The following is a 15,461-nucleotide window of genomic DNA, read 5'->3' on the forward strand; positions in this document are numbered from 1 at the left end:
CTTTCCAAAGTGAATATGAAATACCTATTGATTTCCATTGCAGCACTCCTGATGATTCAACACACCAAGGCGCAATCCGACAGTATACCTTTACCCTACGAAGTAGCCAGCGACACCGCCTGGGTCGGACAGGAGAGACATTATTTTTCCGAAATATGGGATACGGATGTCGTGACCAATGTTTCGACACCAAGTCTTGAAATCTTCCGGCCTGAACCGGGAACAAACAACGGGGTAGGTATAATAATAGCACCCGGAGGGGCCTTATTTGGCCTAAGTATTGAAAATGAAGGCAGGGAGGTAGCCCGATGGCTTAACCAAAGAGGTTATACGGCATTCGTCCTCAAATATCGACTGGTACCTACCGGCGAGGATGGGGTACAGGAAATTTCGGCCCTTTGGGCGGAAGACGTCCAAAAGGTATTAGAACCGGTGGCCAGAGTACTTCCGTATTCGATTGAGGACGGCCTGGCTGCAGTGGCCTGGGTTCGGGAACGGGCAGCGACATTTGCAATTGAAAGGGATAAAATAGGATTTATGGGTTTTTCTGCGGGTGGCGCTGTGACTATGGGTGTGGGTTATACAGGAAGCGACCAACAACGTCCCGATTTTCTGGCTCCTATTTACCCATGGACCGATGCATATGCCGTGCGGCCTGCACCGGAAAACCCGCAACCCATCTTTATCGTATGTGCTTCAGATGATGGTCCTGAGTTCGTAAAGGGAAGTGTGGATTTGTATTCCTCCTGGCACAAATCGGGGGCTATTGCTGCCCTCCATATGTACAGCAAAGGCGAACACGGTTTTGGGATGAAAAAACAAAACCTGCCCTCCGACAGCTGGATATCCCGCTTTCACGAATGGGCCGAGCTTCATGTACTTTCCAATTCCAAAAAACCCAATAAATGATGAAACGATCTTTGCTTGCGTTCCTGGTAATGTTCAGTCTGAGTGGTGCGATCTGCGCTCAGCAAACGGAAACGGTCCAGGAATTTACGGAGGAAGTGCAGCAATTGGGGTTGCGCCTTGATAGTATTTACGACCCTTCGCGTGAGGCTATCGTATTTACCGGAAGTTCCAGCGTAAGACTTTGGAAAACACTGGAAGAAACCTTTCCGGAGCAACAAATCCTCAATACCGGATTCGGGGGATCCCAATCAGAGGATTTACTCTATTTCCTGGACGATTTGGTACTGCGCTTCTCACCTTCCCAAGTTTTTATTTACGAGGGCGATAACGACCTGGCCAACGGGAAGAGCCCCCGCGAGGTCCTCGAAACCCAGGTGGAGATCATTAACCGAATACGCAGTGATTTTCCCGATATCCCTATTGTACTTATCGGGGTTAAGCCCAGTATAAGCCGTTGGAATTTACGCGGCAAGTACCGACGTCTGAACCGTCACCTGGCGAAGCTGGCCGGCTCTTACGAAAAACTGGTTTTTGCCGATGTCTGGACCCCCATGCTGCATATGGGGAAAAAACTCGATACTTCTCTCTTTATCGAAGATGGACTCCACATGAATGCCAAGGGATATGCGATTTGGACCAATGTCCTTGGGCCATTAGTCCTGCAGCCCTGAAATTATAAAGACAAGTTTAGAATCTAAATACCACCCGTTAAATAACAAACGCAACCATGTACCGCAAAACAATTCAGCAAGTAATGAAAGTACCCTCCTTCGGAACCAGCCTGATCCGTAGTCTGGCCATGCTCGGACTTTTCCTGGTAGTTACCGCTTGTATGGAAGAAAAAAGGCCTCAAATAGTGTACCCGGAGACCGATCTTTCCGCTTCCCCCTTTATGCCGATACCCGATGAAGTGGTGCCCACAGGGGATGCTTTTGGTATTGACCGGCACACGGGAATTTATGCCCCGGCCGCAGATGGGGAACTCCTCGAAATTGCAGATTACCTCGCTGACCGCTTGCAGAGTCGGACTGGCCTCCGCCTGCCCGTTAACGGTTCAGCAGAAAACGATATCCACCGGGCCATATATCTGAATACGGATACAGAAAAAGGGCCAGAAGACTACGATATGTACATTACCCGAGATTCTCTCCTGATCAATGCGGGTAGTGCAGCTGGAGCTTTTATGGCCGTGCAAACCCTGCGACAGATATTGCCTGAAACTGCCAATGATACCCTGGCCGAATTTCCGATATGGGCGGTACCGACCGGAAAGATCACGGATGCCCCGGAATTTGCTTATCGGGGTTCCATGCTCGATGTGGCCCGGCATTTCTTTTCCGTCGAAGACGTAAAAAAATATATCGATATCATGGCCTATTATAAAATGAATGTGTTGCACCTTGGGTTGACCAATGACCAGGGCTGGCGTATCGAAATTAAATCCTGGCCGCTGCTGGCAGAAGTCGGGGGAAGTACAGAGGTAGGCGGTGGACCTGGAGGTTATTATACCCAGGAAGAATACAAAGATATCGTGGCTTACGCCGCCGAGCAATTCATTACCATTGTACCCGAAGTGGATATGCCCGGCCATACGAATGCCGCTTCAGTGGCCTATCCTTTCCTTAACGGCAATGGCAAAACCCCTGAACTGTATACGGGTACCCGGGTTGGTTTCAGTACCTGGGATGCCCGAAAGGATACGGTCTACAGTTTCATTGACGATGTCGTACGGGAAATCTCGGCGATCACTCCAGGGCCTTATTTTCATGTAGGTGGAGACGAAACCCACGTAACGTCCCAAAGTGATTACATCTATTTTATGGAGCGGGTAGAACCCATTGTGCGCAAATATGGGAAACAAATGGTTGGTTGGGACGAAATGGCCATCGCCAAGCTCGATTCTAGCAGCATTGCCCAATTCTGGGCTAGCGAGGAAAACGCGCAAAAAGCTGTAGCTCAAGGGATGAAAGTTATCCTCTCCCCCGCTAAGAAAGCTTACCTGGACATGCAGTACGATTCCCTGTCCCCCCTGGGTCTGCATTGGGCAGGATATATCCCGGTGGATACCGCTTACCAGTGGAATCCTGTTTCCTATACCGCCGGTTTGGATCGCGACGACATCCTTGGGGTCGAAGCCCCGCTTTGGTCCGAGACCATCAGTGAGCTTTCAGAGCTGGAATTTCTCGCATTTCCACGTTTATCTGGCTATGCAGAACTGGCCTGGAGTAAAGAGGAAAATCGAGATTGGGAAAGCTATCGCTTGCGACTTGCAGCACAGGCGCCTTATTTCCGGCGAATGGAGATCAACTACTACAAATCACCGCTGATTCCCTGGCCGGAGATGGAACTTCCGGAGCCAGCCATTAAAGACTAAGACTTGGCTTCCTCACTTTCCGGTTCGGAAAAATCGTCGAGGCCTTTTTCGACCAGCAGGTTATACCATTGGATTACCTTGCGGATATCACTGGCATAAACGCGGTCTTCGTCATAGTTGGGTAGCACTTCGAAGAAGAATTCCTCGAGTTCCAGCTTATCGGCCTTATGGGAAATCGCTGTTTTTTTACCAGCTTCCCGAGTCTTGATTTTGGAGAATACCTCACGCAAAGGCAGTTCCTCATCCAGGGTATAAATAGCGATTTCTGAGAGCACGCTCACATTTCCGGTCATACCCACGGAGATTTTCTTCCCGTCCAGCAGCGATTCCGCCACAAAACCCGTTCTGGTTTGGGTAATCAATCGGTAAAGACCGGGTTTTCCTCCAATAGATAAGATTCTCTCAAGACTCATAGTTGATCAGTATAACTTAGACGATTGATTTGAGGGTGCAAATATGCTAAAATTATCGCTTGCGCTTCATGGCCGGGAAGCGCATTTTATAATCCACTGAAATCTTACCCTTACTGATGTTGGACAACCTGTTCTTTAACAACCGTTTCTTTAAGGTGCTTATGTGATCGGTAAACAATACGCCTTCGATATGGTCGTATTCATGTTGAATAACGCGGGCCAAAAGACCATCAAAAGTTAGTGTGTGCTCCTGAAATTCCTCATCGAGAAATCGAATGGTAAGCTCGGGTTTGCGACTAACGTCTTCCCGGACATCCGGAATGCTTAAACACCCTTCATTAAAACTCCAGGAATCTCCGGTTTCCTCCAGTATTTCGGCGTTGATAAATACTTGTTGAAAACCTTTGAGTTGTTCCCGCTCGGCATCGTCCAGGTCCGGATCATCTGCGAAAGGTTCTGTATCTACCAAAAAGATGCGGATATCCCGTCCGATCTGGGGGGCTGCCAGCCCTACCCCATTCGCCGCATACATGGTCTCCCACATATTGGCAATAAGCTCTTTAAGTTGCGGGTAGTCTTCCCCTATTGGTTCGCATTTCTTGCGAAGTACCGGGTCCCCGTAGGCTACAATGGGTAATATCATGGTTGCGTTCTACTTAGATATGATTGTAAGATCAGGGTAGCGCTCACCTGGTCCAGCGCCCCTTTTTCCCTTCGTTTTTTCTTTTTCATTCCTCCGCGGACCAGGACATCGGCGGCCATTTTCGAGGTGAACCGTTCATCCTCCCGTTCAATTTTCAATTCCGGAAGTCGCTTTCCCAGTGCAGTTATGAATTCGAGAATTTCTGTTTCCACCGCCGAAAACGAATGGTCCATTCTCCTGGGTTGTCCAACAACCAGGGCATCCAGGCCTTCTTCCCGATAGTACTTCTCAATATAATCCAGGAGATGCTCTGTGGCACATGTCGTCAGACCAGAAGCTATAAGCTGCAAAGGATCCGTAACGGCTATACCCGTCCTTTTTGCACCAAAATCCAACGCCATAATCCTGCCCAAAGCTTTTTTTTGCAAAAATAAACCATAATTAGTTATACCTGTAAACCGGCTCGGGGAATTGAAGTGGGCAAACTATCTTTGCGCAAATTAGCGGCATGAAGGAATTACAAAAACAAATTGAAGCTGCCTGGGAGCAGCGGGAATTACTCAAAGAGGCGGAAACCCAGCAGGCTATTCGCGAGGTAATCGACCTCCTGGATAAGGGGGAACTGCGGTGTGCAGCGCCCAGTGCCGACGGATGGATCATCCAGTCTTGGGTTAAGAAGGGTGTTGTGCTTTATTTCCCCATTCAGCAGATGGAAACGCTGGAAGCGGGAATTTTTGAATACCACGACAAAATCCCCCTTAAGCGGAATTACAAGGAACGCGGAATTCGCGTAGTTCCGCATGCCGTTGCCCGTCATGGTGCCTATATCGCCCCCGGGACGATCCTGATGCCCAGCTATGTCAATATCGGGGCCTATGTAGACACGGGAACTATGGTGGATACCTGGGCCACGGTAGGGAGTTGTGCCCAGATCGGGAAAAATGTTCACCTGAGTGGTGGCGTGGGAATCGGCGGGGTACTGGAACCGCTGCAGGCGGCACCTGTAATTATCGAGGACAACGCATTTATTGGTAGTCGTTGCATCGTGGTCGAAGGGGTTCGCGTAGAAAAAGAAGCCGTTCTCGGGGCGAATGTCGTACTGACCGCCTCAACCAAAATCATCGACGTTAGTGGGTCCGAAGCGGTTGAATATAAAGGCAGGGTCCCAGCGCGTTCAGTCGTAATCCCCGGAAGTTATACCAAGGAATTTGCGGCCGGGTCATTCCAGGTTCCCTGTGCCCTTATTATCGGTAAGCGCAAAGAAAGCACGGACAAAAAAACTTCCCTCAACAATGCCCTCAGAGAGTACGACGTAGCCGTCTGACACTCCCGTTATTCCGGGGGATTACACCGGATAGAAACTGGTTTATTGTAATCTTTATCCTACTTTTGTCGCCGGGAAACCAATTTGGATATAATTTTTAAGTGGTTTTCCTGTTATAATAGGGGGTCGAACCCAAACGACACCAGTTGTTATGAAGGATAGCAGGAAAGATACCGGATTAAGCGTTTTGATGATTACGTACAACGAAATCAGCAATATCGCCCGTTGTTTGAATGCCGTGGATTTTGCCACTGAAATTATTGTTGTCGATTCCGGAAGTACAGATGGCACCTATGAATATTTGCTGAATCGCCCCGGAGTCCGCGTAATTCGTAAACCCTTTCGCAACTTTACTGAACAAAAGAATTTCGCGCTGGATCAGGCCCGTCAGCCCTGGGTTCTCTTTGTCGATGCCGATGAGGAAGTGAGCCCGGAATTGGCTCGGGAGATCCGCGAGGTAATTGCCCGAAATGATCAAAGCGTAAGTGCCTATTGGTTTTACAGGAAGTTCATGTTCAAAAATATCCCCTTGCAGTTCAGCGGCTGGCAAACCGATAAGAATATCAGGCTCTTCCGCAAAGACTGCGCGCGCTATTCCACCAACCGACTGGTTCACGAAAAGCTCGACATCAAAGGAAAAACGGCAGCCCTGAAAAACCAGCTCCTGCACTATTGCTACAGGGATTTTGCTTCTTACAAACAGAAGATGGTCCTCTATGGCCGACTTAAAGCTCAGGAGGTACTGGAGGGTAAGCGCAGACCCAAGATGGCGTTGTTACTCTTGAAACCTATCTGGAAATTCTGCTATAACTATCTCTTCCGCCTCGGTATCCTCGATGGAATGCGCGGGGTAACCATTTGCTATCTCGATGCCTACGGCTACCTCGTACAATTCAGAATGCTCCGAGGAGCCCGTGCCAGAAAAACGAGTACCAGCACCACTGTGCGCAGACCCTTACCCGCTTCCCAGGTGCCTTACCCCCTGCCCAAGGCTTCCTGACAGGCACATACCCGCTTGGGCATACCTGCTGCCTAAGCCTGCCCTTTGCTTAGAATTTAGTTAGTATTTTTGCTGCTCTCGATTAATTCGGGTTAGCCAACCAATGATTAAGGAATACCGCTATAGCAAGGGACTTTTTAATGACTATAACAGTCAGAAGGGTGGCTTTGAGGTTTTTCTAAGCGACCTGAGGCATTTGCTCCTAAACTTTCGAAGTGCCCTGGCGCACGGGGGCAAGGCAAGAAAAGTCATTTGCTACCCGTATTATCCGGGCAAGTCTTCCACCCTCTTCAAGATTTTATCTACCCTGAAAATCAGTGTGACCAATCGGGTCAGTCGGAGTTCCCAACCCGATTTATACCTGAATTGGGATCTCAATACGTACCGGCAACAGGACGCTACCCTCAAGAATCTGATGCAGCATAACCGGGTATGGAATGCCAGATGTACGGATATTAGTAAAGACCGGGTAGAAAGGGATTTCCAGGAAGTATTCGGATACAGCACCACAGTGGATCCCCTAACCTTCGCTGGGAAGCTGGTGGTCAAACCCAATTTGAATGCGGTCGAGGAAGGTCAAATCCTGACCGGTCCCCTTTCAGAAACCAAACCGGACTACTTTTATCAACGCCACATAGATACGGCCAATGGGAAAGGGGAAGTAGTCGATGTGCGGGTCCCGGTAATCGGAGGTCAGTGCATAGACTTTGTTTACAAGAAGTACCGCGCGGATAACAACCAGACAAAAAACCCGATCACCCGAACGGAAATGCACGAGACGGCAACAGTCTTTAACCCATCAGAGATTGAAAAGATCAACACCTTTATAAAAAAGGTTTCCCTGGACTTTGGAGAACTGGATGTCTTGCGCAACAATTCCGACGGACTGATTTTTATTATCGACGTCAATCCCACGCCGACAGGTCCCAGCGGGCTTTCCAAAGAAAACCGGGCCAAAGCCCTCAATCGCTTAGGCCATGCCTTATTGCCCTACCTCCATAAAACCCGGGAACTATGAGGATAGGATATGACGCCAAACGGATATTTCACAACAGCACCGGCCTGGGAAACTACGGCCGGGATGTTGTCCGCATTCTTACAGAATACGCCGGAGATTGGGAATTGGTGCTTTTTAACCCGAAACGTTCCAAAAGATACCCGGGAATCCTGGAGTTACCACTAAGCGTTGCCTATCCCAAAGGTTGGTTTTGGAATCTCGTGCCTTCCCTTTGGCGTCTTTGGGGAATCTCCAGACAAATCCGAAAGGAAAAGCTGGATGCCTATCACGGGCTTTCGGGGGAGCTTCCAATGGGCATCAACAGACTGAGAATTCGAAAATCTGTTACGGTTCACGATGTTATTTTCCTGAGCCACCCTCATTTCTACTCCCGAACGGATCGGTGGATTTATACCCTGAAAGTCAAATATGCGGTGCGGATAGCCGACCGGATTTTGGCGATTAGCGAGCAGACCAAAAAGGATTTGGTCGATTATCTGGGGGTTGATCCGGAAAAAATAGAAGTGGTCTACCAGGGTTGCAATGATATATACAAGCAAAAACAATCTGCAGCGCAGATCGAAGCCGTTAAGCAGAAATTCGGTCTCAAGGGGGAATATCTCCTGAATGTAGGGACCATCCAGGAAAGAAAAAATGCGCTGACCCTCCTGAAGGCTATTAAGGATACTCCTTATAAGCTGGTACTGGTAGGGTCTCCCAAATCCTATGAGCGCAAAGTCCGGGAATACATCGCAACGAATAAGATGGAACAACAGGTTCGTATCCTCAGTAATACCGGAAAAGAGGATTTGGCTGCCTTGTATCAGGGGGCATCCATCTTTTGCTATCCTTCGCTGTGCGAAGGATTCGGCATCCCAATAATTGAGGCCTTATTCTCAGGAACACCGGTAATTGCCAGTGCAGGGGGTTGTTTCCCGGAAGCAGCCGGACCGTCGGCAGTCTATGTACCCGCCACAGATCCGGAAGCATTTCGAAAAGCGATTACCAATTGGATGGAAGCTCCTGAAAAGCGCAATCAGGCGGCATCAGAAGGACTGGACTATGTCCAGCGATTTACCGATGAGAATGTAGCAGCCAACCTCAAGCAATTCTATAAAAACCTGATGTCGTGAGCGGAATTTGCTTTTTCAATACAACTAAGGCCTGGGGCGGAGGCGAGAAATGGCATCTCGAAGCGGCGACCTATTTGTGGAAGCAACAGCAAACGGTTTTACTCGTAGCCCACAGCAAAGGAGCACTATATCAAAAAGCGCAGGCTATTGGCATCCCCGTTCACGGTTTAGAGAGTGGAAACCTAAGCTTTCTGAATATTCTGAAAGTGTACCGCCTGAGGCAATTCTTTAAGCGAAATGCTTTTGGGGTGGTTTTGATGAATCTGAGTCGGGATGTGAAGCTGGCCGGTTTGGCCGCACGATGGGCGGGCATACCCCGCATTATTTACAGGCGAGGTAGCGATATCCCAGTTCGGAATACCTGGCTTAACCGGTTGTTATTCGGAAAAGTAATTTCAGAGGTCCTGGTAAACTCAAATGCCACGGCAACTTCCCTATTATCCAATAACCCAACGCTATTTCCGAAAGAAAAAATTAAGGTTGCCTATAACGGGCTGGATTTTGAGGGTATGGCCCAAAAGCTACAAACCAAGGCCAAACAGAGCGTGCCAGGCTATGACTTTGGAACAGGTAACCCGGTTCACCTCGTTAACCTGGGACGCCTGGAGGCTCAAAAGAATCAGGGCTTTCTCATCGATGTAGCTGTAGAACTGAGTCGCCGGGCCCTCGATTTCCGAATGCATATAGGCGGGGAAGGACGCCTTCGAAAGGTATTGGAAGATCGGATTAACCAAGAAAACCTTGAAGACCGGGTCAAACTACACGGTTTTATCGATTCCCCCCTCGATTTCCTGTCTGGCGGAGATATCTTCCTCTTGCCTTCCCACTGGGAAGGATTCGGTTACGTGCTGGCCGAAGCAGCCTACGTCCGTAAACCAGTGGTAGCTTTTAACAGCAGCAGTAATCCCGAGGTTATTCCCGATGGAAAAGCGGGTATCCTTACGGCCCCTGGCGATTGCATGGCGTTTTGTGATGCGGTACAATCCCTTATAGAATCCCCCGAAAGAAGAGCGACAATGGGTGACTATGGCCATGGCTACGTGACCCAAAATTTTGAACGAGAAAAAATCATGGCCGATATAGCGGCATATTTGAGTAGTGAAGACTGAAGCCTCCAAAATAAGCGCCCTGCTGATTACTTTCAATGAAATCGAGCACATTGCTGCGGTACTGGAAAACCTGTCCTTTGCCGATGAAATCATTGTGGTGGATTCCTTCAGCACCGACGGGACTGCAGAAGTAGCAGCCAAAGCCGAGGGGGTACACTTGATTCAGCGCCCCTTTGTGAGTTTTACTGATCAAAAGTCTTTTGCGCTGGAACAAGCCGGCCATCCCTGGATACTGTTTACGGATGCCGATGAGCGAATCCCGGAGCGGCTTAAGGAAGAAATCCTCACTACAGTAGGAGAAGTTGAGAATCCTGCTTCAGCCTATTATTTCCGCAGGACCTTCATGTTTAAGGAGGAGGTACTGAGGTTCAGCGGGTGGCAAAGCGATAAAAATTTCCGATTGTGGCAGAAAGAGCAGTGTCATTTTGACCCTGAACGGATTGTACATGAGACCCTTATCGTTAATGGCCCCACCGCCGTGCTACAAAACAAACTCATACACTACTCTTACAGTTCTTATGAGGATTATAAGGCGAAAATGGTCAAATACGGCCAGATGAAAGCCCGGGAGGAATTTGCCCGTGGAAAACGCTTTCTGTGGCCAGCGCGATGGCTCAGACCCTGGTACAAGTTCTTCAATCACTATTTCCTGCGTCTCGGCATCCTCGATGGTAAAAAAGGCATCATCATTTCCTACCTGAACGCTTTAGGCGTTCATGCCCGGTACAAAGAGCTCATTCGTCTGCGTCGCGAAGGGGATTAGCCAGTCATAAATTTCCACCTGTGTAATCGAAGTAATACCTTTGCAATTACATGGAAAATGGCAAGCGCGAACATTACGAAAAGGCCTTACAAGCTCCCATTTTTACCAAGATCAGCGAGGTAGCTGCTGCCCTTGATCTGGAATGCTACGTCATCGGCGGATTTGTCCGCGATTTTTTCCTCAAAAGAACAAATAAGAAGGATATCGATATTGTCGCCGTGGGGAGCGGGATTGCACTTGCCCGTGCCCTAAGTGAAGCTTTACCCGGCAGACCAAAGGTTTCGGTATTTAAGAACTTCGGGACTGCCATGCTTAAATTCGAGGATGCACAGATCGAATTTGTCGGAGCCCGAAAGGAAAGTTATAGTCGCGATAGCCGAAAACCTGTGGTAGAAGATGGTAGCCTGAGGGACGACCAGCTCCGCCGGGATTTTACCATCAACGCCCTGGCCCTGTCCTTAAATCCGGAAACCTTCGGAATGCTGCTGGATCCTTTCAATGGCCTGGAGGACCTGCAGAAAAAATGCATTCGCACACCTTTGAATCCGGAAACGACCTATAGCGACGATCCGCTTCGTATGATCCGCGCCATTCGATTTGCCGCGCAGCTCGGATTTACCATAGAGGAAGTATCCCTAAAGGCAATCTCCCAAAACAAAGAACGGCTCGGGATCGTTTCCCGTGAACGCATCGTAGACGAATTACACAAGATCATGCTCACCTCGCAACCCTCGATAGGATTAGGACTACTGCATCAGACCGGGCTGTTGCAAAGCATTCTGCCCGAGCTTACTGCATTACAGGGCATTGAGGAAATTGAAGGGCAACGGCATAAAGATAACTTCTGGCATACCCTTGAGGTAGTGGATAACATTTCCAGGCATACGGATTCGCTATGGTTACGCTGGGCGGCGCTCCTGCACGACATTGGAAAAGCGCCAACCAAGCGCTTTGATCCGAAAATCGGCTGGACCTTCCACGGGCATGAGTTCCGGGGTGGTAAAATGGTGCCGGGAATTTTCAAGCGGCTCAAAATGCCGTTGAATGATCGGATGAAGTATGTTCAGAAAATTGTCCGCATGAGCTCACGGCCCACAGCGCTTTCCGGGGAGGAAGTAACGGATTCTGCGGTACGCCGGCTCGTTTTCGATGCGGGAGAAGATGTAGACGATCTGATGACGCTTTGCGAAGCCGATATCACCACTAAGAATCCCAGAAAGCAAAAGCGCTACCTGGCCAATTTCCAAAGGGTGCGCGAGAAAATTGTGGCTGTGGAAGAGCGGGACAGAATCCGGAATTTTCAACCTCCGGTAAGCGGGGAAGAGATCATGTCTACTTTTGGCCTGTCCCCTTCCCGGGAGATCGGTAAAATCAAAGAGGCCATCAAGGAAGCTATCCTGGAAGGAGTTATTCCCAATGAGGTGGATGCTGCGCGAAAATTCATGTTGGAACAAGGCCGGAAGATGGGCCTAAAACCAGTAGATCAATGAAATACTTTTTAAAAGCTAATTACCGCCGAATGGCCAAATTGTCGCTGGCACTGGTGTATCTGGTAATTCTTGCGGGAGCTGTGGTTCGTATGACGGGAAGCGGTATGGGCTGCCCGGACTGGCCCAAATGCTTCGGCTATTTGATTCCCCCTGTTGAGGCTTCAGAACTCGAATGGCAAGCTAACAGTGACTATGAATCCGGGCAGGTGATCATCCGGGAGGAAGCCCTGCTTCTGGCCCGCGAAGACTTTCAATCCGGGAATACATTTAATGCGGCCAATTGGGGACCCTATACCCGCCACGATTATGCCGAATTCAACGCGGTGCATACCTGGGTGGAATACATTAACCGGCTTTTGGGGGCACTTTCGGGCCTGGCAATTCTGGCCATGGCAGTTTGCTCCCTGGGTTGGTTAAAGGAGAAACCTGCCTGGACCGCGCTGGCCTGGATTTCCGTTGTAGCCATTGGATTTCAGGCATGGTTGGGCGCCACGGTGGTTTACTCCGTGCTGGCTCCGGTGCGCATTACCCTGCACATGTTTATGGCCCTTCTTATTGTGGCCCTCTTGCTGTGGATAGTATTTACCAGTGAAAAAATCGAAGGACGGGCTGCACAACCGGCCAGCCGGAACTTGTTTCGACTTTGGGGCCTTACGTTTTTCGTAAGCCTGATGCAGATACTCATGGGTACCCAGGTACGCCAGTTTGTAGACCAGCAGGGCGAACTATTTGGGGAACAGGCCCGGGAATTATGGCTCAGTGACCCCAGCATGATCTTTTATATCCACCGCTCTTTTTCGATCCTGGTACTGCTCCTTCATTTCTGGGTAGCCTATCTGATGTTTAAGAATCAATTGAAATATCCCAAAATCAGGCCGATCCTCGGACTACTGGCGCTGCTAGTGGTAAGTGGAATAGCGATGAACTACTTTGCCTTCCCGTTTTCCAGTCAGGCCTTACACCTTTTCGGGGCCGCCCTCCTGTTTGGTTTGCAGTTTTACCTGCTCCTTGAAATCCGCAGGGATGTACGCTTTTTTGTACCTTTGCCAGAATCCCAAAATCGGGCGAAATGATCTACAAAATCCGTGTTATTCTGGATGCGCAGGAAGATATTTTCAGAGACCTGGAAATTGAAGAAGAAGTTAGTCTGGAAGACTTTCACACGGCTATCACACAGGCTTTTGGATTCCTGGGAGAGGAGATGGCTTCCTTCTATACCTGTGATGAAAACTGGCAGCAGGAAGACGAAATTCCCCTCTTTGACCTGGGTGATGTCCCGGACGGCAATCGCATGAAGGACATCCGTATCTGCGATGTATTGCATGAAGCCAGGCCAAAACTGCTCTACGTGTACGATTTCCTGAACATGTGGACCTTCTTTGTGGAATTGGCGGACATCGCCGAGAAAGAAGACGGTCGCTCCTACCCCAATTTGCTGTTCAGTTTTGGAGAGGTTCCGGATTCCCCGCCTGAAAAACGTTTTGAAGCTGAAACCGAAGGGCCCGACGAAGATTCCTTTGGGAGTTACGACGACCTGGATTTTGAAGAAAACTGGAATTAATAGCCTCCAGATATTCCTTCCCCCTGAATTAATTACGAATTACACCGCCAAAGCAACTAATACATGCTCAACTTATTTTCTGCCCAAATCGACACCCTTACCCTGCATCGCGTAGGGAATCAGCACCGTGGAGAGGCCCTATTCCTTTCCGACCAGCCAGCGGCCCTCAACGATGAGTTAAGTGCACTGCTCAAGGAATATTTCTTTAAACCCTTCCGCGAAAAAGAAGAGAACTATTATTGCTTTACCCATGAAGCGGCCCTGGAATTTCATCCGATATATGAGGCGGCCCGGCAGTTCTTTGAAAAACCCGACAGGCTCGTGGAGGTAAGCCGTGAAATTGCCCGGCACCTGTACGCGCAGTCCAAACACCCCCATATTAAAAGTGGCGAATGCTATGTGGTTTACCTGCGTGACGTACTGGTAGACAATCAAAAAACCGATGCCCTGGGAATCTTCAAAAGCGAAATCAAACAGGATTTCCTGCAATTCAAGGAGCGGGATTCAGACCTTGAAATGCAAATCAAACAGGGGGTTAACCTCAACCGGCTCGATAAAGGCTGCCTGATATTGAATCGCGAGGCAGAGGCAGGCTTCAAGGTACTTTCAGTAGACAGCAATCGCTACGACGCCAAATACTGGATCGAAGAATTCCTGGGCCTGGCCCCGTTAACCGATGAAAACTTTTACACCAAGAACTACCTGAAGTTCTGCCAGAATTTTGCAAAGGAGGTCGTACTGCCTGCGGAAGACAAGCAACAAGAGGTGCTGTTTATGAATCGGGCAGTGAACCACTTTGCTAAAAACGACGATTTCGAGGAGAGCAAATTCCTCAACGAGGTACTGGAAAATCCTGAATTAATCCCAGAGTTCAAGCATTATAAAACCGAGAAGGGACCAAAATACAGTATCGAAGATGTCAGCAATTTTCCAATTGCCAACAAAGCGGTGAGCGACACCCGGAAGAAGATGAAAAACGTGATTGACCTGGATACCAATATCCAGATCAAACTAAATTTCATCAACCCGGAGTCTGCTGAGAAATTTGTTGAAAAGGGATGGGACGAAGAGCGCCAGATGTACTACTACCTGGTGTACTTCAACCGGGAGCAGAAAGCTTAAGCGGTAAAGGCCCTAAGGCATCTCCGGCTGCTGAATTACCACGTAATCGTACTGGATTTTCCAGCCGGTTTCGGTTTTGACCCAGAGGACCATGTAGTCCCCGACCGATTGCATGGAAGGCATCGGACTGTTCTCGTTTGCTGTGAAGGTTTGCACCCCGCGACCGCGTTCTACTGCCTGATCTCCCATATATTCAAAATCCAGGACTTCCAACTCCAGATCCCAATCCCCGATGGCAGCAGCTTGTTGTTGAGCGGCAATCCAGTCTGCCCTGCTGCGGATTGCGGGTTGCCCGGAAATGATCTGAACCACATCTTCCATAAAGTAGGCGCCAGCCTCCTCGAACTTACCCTGACTGGTAAGGCTGGGAATGGCCGCATTCGCTGCTTCAATTGCTTCTAGCGCTTCGGCGCGTTCTTGTTCCCATTGCGCCGCCTCCGCTGCAGGATCAATCATCTCTTCCTGAGCTTGTTCGCCGCAACTTATCATCAGAACACAAGCCATCAGGCTTAAAAAAAGGTGTGTAGTTTTCATTATTAAAGGTTTTCGGTTATTTATTAAAAGTATATAAATCAGACAGATACATCTTCGTATTATGTGTAACTAGATAAGTATTGCCTGTA

Annotated in this window: 17 protein-coding genes; 13 read left to right on the forward strand and 4 right to left on the reverse strand. The window is 49.1% G+C overall.

Translation table 11 applies throughout. The features are described 5' to 3' along the window. Positions 1–15: 15 nt before the first annotated feature. The 3 genes from BM318_RS11765 (at position 16) to BM318_RS11775 (ending at position 3,283) form a co-directional block, all read left to right on the forward strand. Positions 16–909: an alpha/beta hydrolase gene (locus tag BM318_RS11765; protein ID WP_245759820.1), complete on the forward strand. Its 894-nt coding sequence runs from the start codon at positions 16–18 to the stop codon at positions 907–909. Next, positions 906–1,580 carry an SGNH/GDSL hydrolase family protein gene (locus tag BM318_RS11770; protein WP_245759821.1) on the forward strand — a complete coding sequence of 225 codons (675 nt, stop codon included), beginning with the start codon at positions 906–908 and terminating at the stop codon, positions 1,578–1,580. The genes BM318_RS11765 and BM318_RS11770 overlap by 4 nt, the downstream gene beginning before the upstream one ends. Positions 1,581–1,663: 83 nt before the next feature. After that, positions 1,664–3,283 (forward strand): beta-N-acetylhexosaminidase, encoded by a 1,620-nt coding sequence (locus BM318_RS11775; RefSeq protein WP_092982788.1) that lies wholly within the window; start codon positions 1,664–1,666, stop codon positions 3,281–3,283. Here BM318_RS11775 and BM318_RS11780 read toward each other — a convergent pair. The 3 genes from BM318_RS11780 to ruvX are packed head-to-tail and all read right to left on the reverse strand — an operon-like array spanning position 3,280 to position 4,740. Continuing rightward, positions 3,280–3,696, reverse strand: a complete 417-nt coding sequence (locus BM318_RS11780; protein ID WP_092982789.1) for a DUF5606 family protein — start codon at positions 3,694–3,696, stop codon at positions 3,280–3,282. The genes BM318_RS11775 and BM318_RS11780 overlap by 4 nt on opposite strands. A gap of 52 nt (positions 3,697–3,748) precedes the next feature. Further along, positions 3,749–4,339: a peptide deformylase gene (gene def / locus BM318_RS11785; RefSeq protein WP_092982790.1), complete on the reverse strand. Its 591-nt coding sequence runs from the start codon at positions 4,337–4,339 to the stop codon at positions 3,749–3,751. Beyond that, entirely contained in the window at positions 4,336–4,740 is a 405-nt protein-coding gene (gene ruvX / locus BM318_RS11790) for a Holliday junction resolvase RuvX (RefSeq protein WP_245759822.1), read from the reverse strand. The genes def and ruvX overlap by 4 nt, the downstream gene beginning before the upstream one ends. Before the next feature lie 107 nt (positions 4,741–4,847). Between ruvX and BM318_RS11795 the strand changes: the two genes are divergently transcribed. The 10 genes from BM318_RS11795 (at position 4,848) to BM318_RS11840 (ending at position 14,838) form a co-directional block, all read left to right on the forward strand. After that, positions 4,848–5,663, forward strand: coding sequence for a 2,3,4,5-tetrahydropyridine-2,6-dicarboxylate N-succinyltransferase (locus BM318_RS11795; RefSeq protein WP_092982792.1), 816 nt, complete (start codon positions 4,848–4,850; stop codon positions 5,661–5,663). A gap of 190 nt (positions 5,664–5,853) precedes the next feature. Beyond that, a complete protein-coding gene (locus BM318_RS11800) occupies positions 5,854–6,663 on the forward strand; it encodes a glycosyltransferase family 2 protein (protein WP_245759823.1) in 810 nt (269 codons plus the stop codon). A 103-nt stretch (positions 6,664–6,766) separates the two neighbouring features. Beyond that, positions 6,767–7,681 (forward strand): ATP-grasp domain-containing protein, encoded by a 915-nt coding sequence (locus BM318_RS11805; protein WP_092982794.1) that lies wholly within the window; start codon positions 6,767–6,769, stop codon positions 7,679–7,681. Continuing rightward, the gene (locus BM318_RS11810; protein ID WP_092982795.1) at positions 7,678–8,793 is read left to right on the forward strand and encodes a glycosyltransferase family 4 protein; all 1,116 of its coding nucleotides are present in this window, start codon (positions 7,678–7,680) and stop codon (positions 8,791–8,793) included. Before BM318_RS11805 ends, BM318_RS11810 begins: the two co-directional genes overlap by 4 nt. Continuing rightward, a complete protein-coding gene (locus tag BM318_RS11815; protein WP_092982796.1) occupies positions 8,790–9,902 on the forward strand; it encodes a glycosyltransferase in 1,113 nt (370 codons plus the stop codon). The genes BM318_RS11810 and BM318_RS11815 overlap by 4 nt, the downstream gene beginning before the upstream one ends. Then, the gene (locus tag BM318_RS11820; RefSeq protein ID WP_092982797.1) at positions 9,892–10,665 is read left to right on the forward strand and encodes a glycosyltransferase family 2 protein; all 774 of its coding nucleotides are present in this window, start codon (positions 9,892–9,894) and stop codon (positions 10,663–10,665) included. Before BM318_RS11815 ends, BM318_RS11820 begins: the two co-directional genes overlap by 11 nt. 50 nt (positions 10,666–10,715) lie before the next feature. Further along, positions 10,716–12,155: a CCA tRNA nucleotidyltransferase gene (locus BM318_RS11825; RefSeq protein WP_092982798.1), complete on the forward strand. Its 1,440-nt coding sequence runs from the start codon at positions 10,716–10,718 to the stop codon at positions 12,153–12,155. Continuing rightward, positions 12,152–13,228: a COX15/CtaA family protein gene (locus BM318_RS11830; RefSeq protein WP_092982799.1), complete on the forward strand. Its 1,077-nt coding sequence runs from the start codon at positions 12,152–12,154 to the stop codon at positions 13,226–13,228. The genes BM318_RS11825 and BM318_RS11830 overlap by 4 nt, the downstream gene beginning before the upstream one ends. After that, the gene (locus BM318_RS11835) at positions 13,225–13,716 is read left to right on the forward strand and encodes an IS1096 element passenger TnpR family protein (RefSeq protein WP_092982800.1); all 492 of its coding nucleotides are present in this window, start codon (positions 13,225–13,227) and stop codon (positions 13,714–13,716) included. Before BM318_RS11830 ends, BM318_RS11835 begins: the two co-directional genes overlap by 4 nt. Positions 13,717–13,779: 63 nt before the next feature. Continuing rightward, the gene (locus BM318_RS11840; RefSeq protein WP_092982801.1) at positions 13,780–14,838 is read left to right on the forward strand and encodes a nucleoid-associated protein; all 1,059 of its coding nucleotides are present in this window, start codon (positions 13,780–13,782) and stop codon (positions 14,836–14,838) included. 12 nt (positions 14,839–14,850) lie between these two features. Here the strand turns inward: BM318_RS11840 and BM318_RS11845 are convergent, their stop codons facing one another. After that, positions 14,851–15,372, reverse strand: coding sequence for a nuclear transport factor 2 family protein (locus BM318_RS11845; protein ID WP_092982802.1), 522 nt, complete (start codon positions 15,370–15,372; stop codon positions 14,851–14,853). Between the last annotated feature and the right edge of the window lie 89 nt (positions 15,373–15,461).

Origin of the sequence: Robiginitalea myxolifaciens, from assembly GCF_900115205.1 — a bacterium.
Lineage (GTDB): Bacteria > Bacteroidota > Bacteroidia > Flavobacteriales > Flavobacteriaceae > Robiginitalea > Robiginitalea myxolifaciens.